At 57.8% G+C, this 7,679-nt stretch carries 6 protein-coding genes; all 6 read left to right on the top strand.

Going from position 1 to position 7,679, the window contains the following annotated elements; all coding sequences use genetic code 11:
- The coding region (locus tag J2X67_RS27590; RefSeq protein ID WP_309958190.1) for a DUF637 domain-containing protein at positions 1 to 4,959 on the top strand (4,959 nt) is incomplete at its 5' end.
- A 2-nt stretch (positions 4,960 to 4,961) separates the two neighbouring features.
- Positions 4,962 to 5,270: a hypothetical protein gene (locus J2X67_RS27585; RefSeq protein WP_309958188.1), complete on the top strand. Its 309-nt coding sequence runs from the start codon at positions 4,962 to 4,964 to the stop codon at positions 5,268 to 5,270.
- A gap of 59 nt (positions 5,271 to 5,329) precedes the next feature.
- Positions 5,330 to 5,983 (top strand): hypothetical protein, encoded by a 654-nt coding sequence (locus tag J2X67_RS27580; protein ID WP_309958186.1) that lies wholly within the window; start codon positions 5,330 to 5,332, stop codon positions 5,981 to 5,983.
- Positions 5,983 to 6,504 carry a hypothetical protein gene (locus J2X67_RS27575; protein WP_309958184.1) on the top strand — a complete coding sequence of 174 codons (522 nt, stop codon included), beginning with the start codon at positions 5,983 to 5,985 and terminating at the stop codon, positions 6,502 to 6,504. The genes J2X67_RS27580 and J2X67_RS27575 overlap by 1 nt, the downstream gene beginning before the upstream one ends.
- Before the next feature lie 148 nt (positions 6,505 to 6,652).
- A complete protein-coding gene (locus tag J2X67_RS27570; RefSeq protein WP_309958182.1) occupies positions 6,653 to 7,099 on the top strand; it encodes a hypothetical protein in 447 nt (148 codons plus the stop codon).
- A gap of 88 nt (positions 7,100 to 7,187) precedes the next feature.
- Positions 7,188 to 7,448: a hypothetical protein gene (locus tag J2X67_RS27565; RefSeq protein ID WP_309958180.1), complete on the top strand. Its 261-nt coding sequence runs from the start codon at positions 7,188 to 7,190 to the stop codon at positions 7,446 to 7,448.
- Positions 7,449 to 7,679: the final 231 nt, after the last annotated feature.

Below are 7,679 nucleotides of genomic sequence, written 5' to 3'. Positions count from 1 at the left end.
GCCACGCAGATCGACGCGGGCACGCTGAACAACATCGGCACCGGCCGCATCTACGGCGATGCGATTTCCATTGCCGCGGGCACGCTCAACAACGACGCCGAGACGGTCAACGGCCTGACCAAGGCCGGCACCATCGCGGCGCGCGACACCCTGGACATCGGCGCGGGCACCATCAACAACCGCGAGCACGCATTGCTCTTCAGCGCCGGCGACATGTTCATCGGCGGGGCGCTGGATGCCAATCGCTATGTCACCGGCAAAGGCGGCACGCTCAACAACCAGAGCGCCAGCATCGAAGCACTGGGCGACATGTCCGTTGCCATGGGCAGCATCAACAACGTCGATACGCACCTGAAGGTGGCAACCACCAGCAGCACAGTGCTGACTCCCAGCGTCATCACGATGGACGGCAAATCTTGGAGTCCTGACGATACGTGGGGCGACCCCGGCACGCGGCTGGTCTATCACCGCGCGGCCGACGGGACCGTCAGCGTCATTGGCAAAGGCTGGACCAACGCGATCACCAACGTCACGGTTACGGAAGACTCGGTCGTTGCGGGGACGGCCGATCCAGCGCGCATCGTCGCTGGCGGCAACATGCGCCTCAACGGTCATGTCTACAACCGCGACAGCCACATCATGGCGGGTGGCGAGCTGGATGCGCCCGACGTGGACAACCAGGCGACACCGGGCAAGCGCGATACCACCGTGAGCGCCATATGGATTGGGTACAACCCCAATCGCCCCGGCGAAGCTCCGGAAGCTCCGATCTACATCCTTCCGACGACGACGACCGCCACCTACAAGCTCACGGACTACCAGCCGCAAGAGCATCTCAATGCCACGCAGGGCTACAACGCCGGCGTTGCGCCCGTGGGCGGCGCCACGGGCAGCGCGGGTGGCGCTGGCGCAGTGGGCGGCAAGGGCCAAGCCAGCATCGTGGAAGTGGCGTCAAACGTTGGCGGCGTGGCGCAAACTTCGGGCACCGCAGCAAGCGCGGCCGGCGGGACCGCGGGCGCAGGCGCCCAGGCCGTTCCCATGGTCGTGCGCACCAGCGTCCCGAACACGAGCGTTCCCAATGCCAGCCTGTTCAACATCCATGCGGGTCCGGGCCGCTACCTGATCGAGACCGATCCGCGGTTCGCGAACTACCGCCAGTGGCTCAGCAGCGACTACCTGCTGAACAGCCTCGGCCAAGACCCGAACAGCATCCTCAAGCGCCTGGGCGATGGCTTCTACGAGCAGAAGCTCATCCGCGAACAGGTGGCGCAGCTCACGGGCTACCGCTACCTGGACGGGTTCAACAACGACGAAGACCAGTACACCGCGCTGATGAATGCCGGCGTGACCTTCGCCAAGGAATACGGTCTGCGCCCTGGCGTCGGCCTGAGTGCGGCCCAGATGGCCCAGTTGACGAGCGACATCGTGTGGCTGGTGGAGCAGACGGTGACCTTGCCGGACGGCAGCACCCAAAAGGTTCTGGTCCCGCAGGTCTATGTTCGGGTGCGGCCTGGCGACATCAATGGCAACGGCGCTGTGCTCAGTGCCGAGACGGTCAAGATCAAGGGCAGCGGCGACCTCGTCAATACCGGCACCATCGCGGGACGCAGCCTGGTGAAGATCGACACCGACAACATCCACAACCTGGGCGGACGCATCAGCGGCGGAAGCGTGGACCTGAAGGCCATCACCGATGTGAACAACATCGGCGGAACCATCGATGCCCGCGACAGCCTGAAGATCGAGGCCGGGCGCGACATCAATGTGCGCACCACCACGCAGACGAACGGATTCAACACGAATGTCGACCGCGTCGCGGGCCTCTATGTGACGAACCCGGGCGGCACGTTGGTGGCCAGCGCGGGGCACGATGTCAACCTCATCGGCGGGATCATCTCCAACCAGGGTGCGGGCGGCTACACATCCATTTCGGCCAGGAACGATATCAATCTGGGCATCGTCACCGAACGGCGTGGCTCCATTGGTATCGGCGCCACCACGTCCCTGGCGACGGCAAGCTCCGCAACGTTCGGCAGCACGATTGCCACCGACGGCACCACGCTGCTGTCGGCCGGCCGCGATATCAATGCGCGACAAGCCACCGTGGATGCGGGCGAGGGCCTGCTCAGCGTGCGCGCCGACAGGGACATCAACGTCACGGCGGGACAGGCCACCGCGGCCGGCAGCTACTCTGCGCAATGGTCTGATAAGGGCAGCTTCAGTCGCACCGACAACAAATTCTCGGGGAGCTTCGACGGCAGCACCAGCGTGGGCAGCAGCCTCTCGGGCGGAACCGTGCTCATGGGCGCCGGGAGAGACATCACCATCGAAGGCTCGAGCGTTACTGGCACCCAGGGGGTTGCGATCAGCGCGGGAAGAGACTTGACGGTGTTCGAGGGACGTAACTCGCAGAGCGCCAGCGCCGAGCTCGACAAGGACAAGCGCGGCATTGGCGGCATGGCCGGCTTGCTCACCGGCAATCCGATTATTCCTGCACTGCCCTATGGCAAGAGCAGCACCATCGGCGCCGAGATCCACTCGGACACCGCCTCGGCGAGCAAGATCAGCAGCAGCCAGGGCGGCGTGTTGCTCCAAGGAGGCAACAACGTCTTCCTGCAGGGCGTGCAAGTCGATGCGGCCAAGGACATCAATATCAGGGGCAGCAATGTCGTCGTGCAGGCCGCGACCAACAGCAGCTCGGTCACAGGATCGACGGGCTTTCGCACCAAGGGCATCGAACCGGGCCAGATCCTCTGGCACGACCCGAGCACGGGCATCAATGCACGCAAGACCACCGAAACCAAGGTCGGCGACAGCACACTGACGCGCACCACCCTCAACGGGGCGAATGTGTCGATCGAAGCCGTCGGGACGCTGGCGATGGCCGGCACCACGGTCAACACGCCTGGCACGCTGACCCTGAGCGCTGACAACCTGATCCTCGGTACCCAGACCACCGAGCACAGCACACAGGTCACCAGCCAGGGCCGCGACCTCGCCTATCAAAAGTTCAAGGACAAGGGACAGAGCGACCAGACCACCAATTACAACCAGTTCAACGCGGGCACTCTCACAGTGAATGCGAACCGCGTGCAGGCCGGGCTGGGGGCGCTCGACAGCGTCGAGGCACTGGGCAAGCAGCCCGGCATGGGCTGGGTGGAGCAGATCACCAACGATCCGAAGCTTAGCGACAAGATCGATTGGCAGCGCGTGGAAGAGGCGCACAAGAAGTGGGACCACGACCAGCAGGGCCTGACGCCGGAGGGGGCGGCGATCGTGACGATCGTGGTGGCGTACTTCACGGCAGGGGCGGCTTCCGAACTGGGCGCAGCCGCAGGCGGAGCAGCGGGCGACACTGCCGCGATGGCCGTTGGTCAGGGCGTTGTCATCGAAGGCTCTGTCTTCGCAGCCGGCAGCACCGTTGGGGCAGGCGTCGGAACCTTCGTCAGCGGAGCCGTTACAGCCGGCCTCACGACGCTTGCGACGCAAGCATCCATAGCGCTCATCAACAACCAGGGCGACATCGGCGGGGCGCTGCACGACCTCGGCAGCAGCGCGAATGTGCACAACCTGCTGACGGCCATCGTCACGGGCGGCGTGCTGAGCGGGCTCAGCATGAATCCGTCTGGGCTGCCAACGGTGGGCGGTGGCGGGCAGGGCTTCATGGCACAACTGCAGCAGAACCTAACGGCAGGCGCTGCAAGGGCAGTGATCGGCACAGCGATCAATGGCGGCAGCTTTGAAGACAACCTAAGGGAAGGATTAAAAGGCGCAATTCTGGACACAGTTGCCGCGCAAAGCGCGAACTGGATTGGTCAGAATGGCCCTCAAGGTGAAGCGTCGCTCAATGCATTTACCGCGGAAGTGGCGCATGCGGTCGCTGGCTGTGCAGTCGGCGCAGCAAGGGGCGGTGGTACTGCAGGGGAAGGATGCGCCGCCGGAGCGCTGGGCGCTGTCGTCGGCCACCTTGCGGCTCAGTTCATCGATCCCAATGCCGTTGGCGGCAATCAGACCGTACAGTTCGCAAACATGATGGCTGGTATCGCAGCTGCGATCACGGGCCAGGATGCGAACGGCATCAACGTTGCAGCCGGCGCGGGTGCCAACGCAGCAGCGAACAACTGGCTCCAGCCCAAAGAGGCGGAACTCAGGCGCCAAGCCGCGCAAGCTTGTAGCAGCAGTCCTGCGGCGAATGCAAACGCGTGTGGAATCGTCCAGGCCTTGAACCAACTCGATGCCGCCCGTGAAGCGGGAAACAACGGCACTCTCTACAAAGGGGTGACAAGCGGCCTGATCGCTCTCTTGATGTCGCCGGTAACGGTGCCCGTAGAGTTGATCAACAGCCTCTCGGAAAATGGAGGTTCAGAAACAGCCATTGCCATCCTCAAAGGCGTCGCCCTATTGCCGACGAACATCGCTCTGGGCTTAAAGAGTGACAACCCAGAGGTGCAAGGAAGGGCATTGGTTGATGCTCTGACGACGACTGCAGGAGCTGCCGCATTAACTCGAGCCGGTTTGGGCGCTTGGACGTTGAATGGTGCAGTAGTGCCGAGTGGTTTCGCAAGCGCCGCCGATTTTTCGATCTTTGGGCGAAACGTGCGTTCGAGTCTCACTTCTGCAGGATTCAGAGACGCAGAGCCTATTCTTCAAGGTAGTGCCGTAACAGGAGTGAGCTACAGCTCAGGGCAAGCTTTCGGAGTTGGTCGGATTAGTGATTTTGACGTCGCACTAGCGGGGCCATCATTGTTTGCTCGCGCACAAGAACTCGGAATTGGCATCCGTTCGGGCGGCACGCGCACTGGACCATTAAGTGCGCGGGACTTGCAAGCACTTGGACTCAGTGATATGGCCGCACAATTGCGCCACCAAACGGGGCGCGAAGTGAATTTCATGATCTACCAAAATCCAGCATCAGCCGTTCAACGGGCGCCCAGCATAATTCTTCCAGGAAAAAATTGAAAATGATGAATTACCTCATGTATGGTTACGCCAATGGGATTCAGTCTGCGAAATTAAAAATAGAATCTGCCTTCCAAGTGCATTTCGAAGAGCGGAATAGCTCCTATTGGGGAAATTACTTCTTATATGGAAGCGTCAGTCAGTTGCTTTTGGAGATCAAAAAAAACACGGATCAGATTGACGGAGAGGCTCTGGAGCGTCAATTTTCGCAGTATCCGACCCTTCTCTATATTGCCGCGCCGGATGATTTTTCTGCAATTGCCAATAAAATACCTCACGAATTTCTACTATTAAGAAAAGAGGTCTTTTGATGGGCCTGCTGACTCAGCGCTAGGGGTCTCCTCAACGACGCAGGAGGGGCTGGCCGCGCTTGAAACAGCCCAGTTATGCACCCGATCCAAGACCGGAACTAGAACAAGGCCTGATCGCGCTCTTGATGTCGCCGGCAACGGTGCCTGTAGAGTTGATCAACAGCCTCTCGGAAAATGGAGGCTCAGAGACCGCCATTGCCATTCTCAAGGGCATCGCCCTATTGCCGACGAACATCGCTCTGGGCCTGAAGAGTGACGACCCCGAGGTGCAAGGGCGGGCATTGGTGGACGCGCTGACGACGACCGTCGGAGTCGCTTCGTTGACGAGAGCCGGTTTCGCAGTTGGCCGCGGGACTGGTACGGTGTGGGATTCGATCAAGGCGACCCAGGATGTTTGGCCAGGTACATCGGTGCCGCGCTCATTCGAGTTGCAGGCAGGTGGGGGTGGCGTATGGGTTGCAGGAAATGCAACTGAGCATATCTTTGAACTGGCTAGCGGTATGGCTAAGCGTGGCGCTAGCCCAGAACAAATAGGATTAGCTACACAAGCTGAATTGACAAGTTTACATACGGCCGTCGAGTCGGTCATTGCAAACGGTGGCATCAACTACACAAGAACTGTCATCGTGGGAGGATGGGAGTTGAGTTTTCGGCCCCCGAGGCCTGGAGCGAAATTGCCGGCCTTAGTTCACGCATTACCAAGACAACCCTAATGACGAAGCTTGCTATCTCGGGAATCGATATAACGGTGCAACCTGTAGTTCGTATCGACGTTGATGACTATGTGCCTTTGAGCTTTCGGAGTTATGCCTTCGGACTCGGCGGCGTCAGAGATGTTCGGCTGGGAGATCTCTCATCGAATTTTTTAGAACTAAAGCTCGGCCTCGATTCTAATACTTTGCGCGGTATCACGCTGCTGCGTTTTGGTACGACACACGAATTGCTGCCGGCTTTTGCTTTGAGAGAAGAGGTGGGTCTGCCGATATTGAACGTTAATGAAGCTCATTTCGAAGGGCCTTGGGCAACGCAGTGCATTGATTTGCCGATGGCATTCTCCGTTGCCGTCGGTACTGATTGCGTTGAAATCGATTTCGGCATGTTGTTTGCCGCCGATCGAGCATCCGTATTTGGTCCGGTAAAGTTTTTTCTGAATGGAGACTCATTGGTGGGCATCAGGGTTTTTTGCCTTACTCGAGAGCAGTTGAAAAAAATTCAAGAAATGAGATCAGATTGAGTTGCAATTAAATTCCTATGGCCATTTTGATATCTGGCGTAGATCTAACGCCACGCCCAGCTTTTATCGAAATCGAAGATTATGTGTTGTTAAGTTTTCGTAGCTATGATCTACGCTTGGCGGTGTGAGAGATGTAAGGCTTGGGGGATTGCCCTCCTCCTTCTTGGAGTTGACGCTGGGTCTCGAAGTTAATGTCCTTCGCGAATTCACATTACTTTCTTTTGACGCTATTCACGAGCCGAAGGCTTTTGATTCTATGGCTGAGAGAGAGGGTTTACCGGTATTGACTCTCAACAACGTGGTTTTCTCCGGGAGTATCGGCACTCAGTATTGTGATCTACCTATGCTTTTCTCTGTCGGCTTTGGCATCGATTTCATTGAATTGCGGTTTGACGAATTACTAAATACCGCAGAACGATCGATTGCTTGTGGTCAAGAGAAATTTTATATTAATGGAAATTCCTTGCTTGGCATCAGAGTCCACGGCTTGCGTCAGGAGCAAATAACATCGATTAAGAGCATGATGGCAGTAGATGACAGTGCCGGATCATCTACTCCCAATGAGGCGAAAATTTCGACACTTGGATCAAATTGAATCTTCTTTGGCGAGCGCTTGAATTTCATTTTCAAGAGTTTTTAATTGGGCTGGATGAGATTAAAGCAAATAAAATGGAAATAAATTCATGAAATTTGGGAAATTGGAGACCGTTTATTCGAGCGCACCCCAAGAGTATGAACTGTTGACGCTGGAGGTATTGTTGGACGGGGAGCCTGTTGCTCGAATTGATCAAGAAGAGGGCATTGATCGTTTGAATATCGAATTATTCGGTACAAGTGAAAAATTTCAAGCAAAAATTCCTTTGAATGATCTTGTGGCAGCCTTGAAGGACGCGCAGCAGAATTTTTCGGAAGGACTTTCAAAGAAGGATGGATTCAAAATTTAAGGGGCGGAGCACAACTAGCCTGCTTAATTGCATCCAACCCGGTGCTGATCCAAAAAATAATCAATGAAGCTGTCACACATTCATTCCATTCGGAATATCCATCTCGCGCTGGTGCTCGCCGCTAGCACGCTGCTCGCCGGCTGCGCCACCAAGCTGACCCAGCCCATCACCGGCTACACCTGCTGCAACCTGCGCCCCGACTACGGCTGGGTCTCCAGCACCAACATGCTG

It is taken from the genome of Variovorax sp. 3319 (genome assembly GCF_031456585.1).
Lineage (GTDB): Bacteria > Pseudomonadota > Gammaproteobacteria > Burkholderiales > Burkholderiaceae_C > Variovorax > Variovorax paradoxus_P.
Note: the sequence above shows the minus strand (reverse complement) of the source record. Positions and strands in the feature narration are given on the sequence as shown.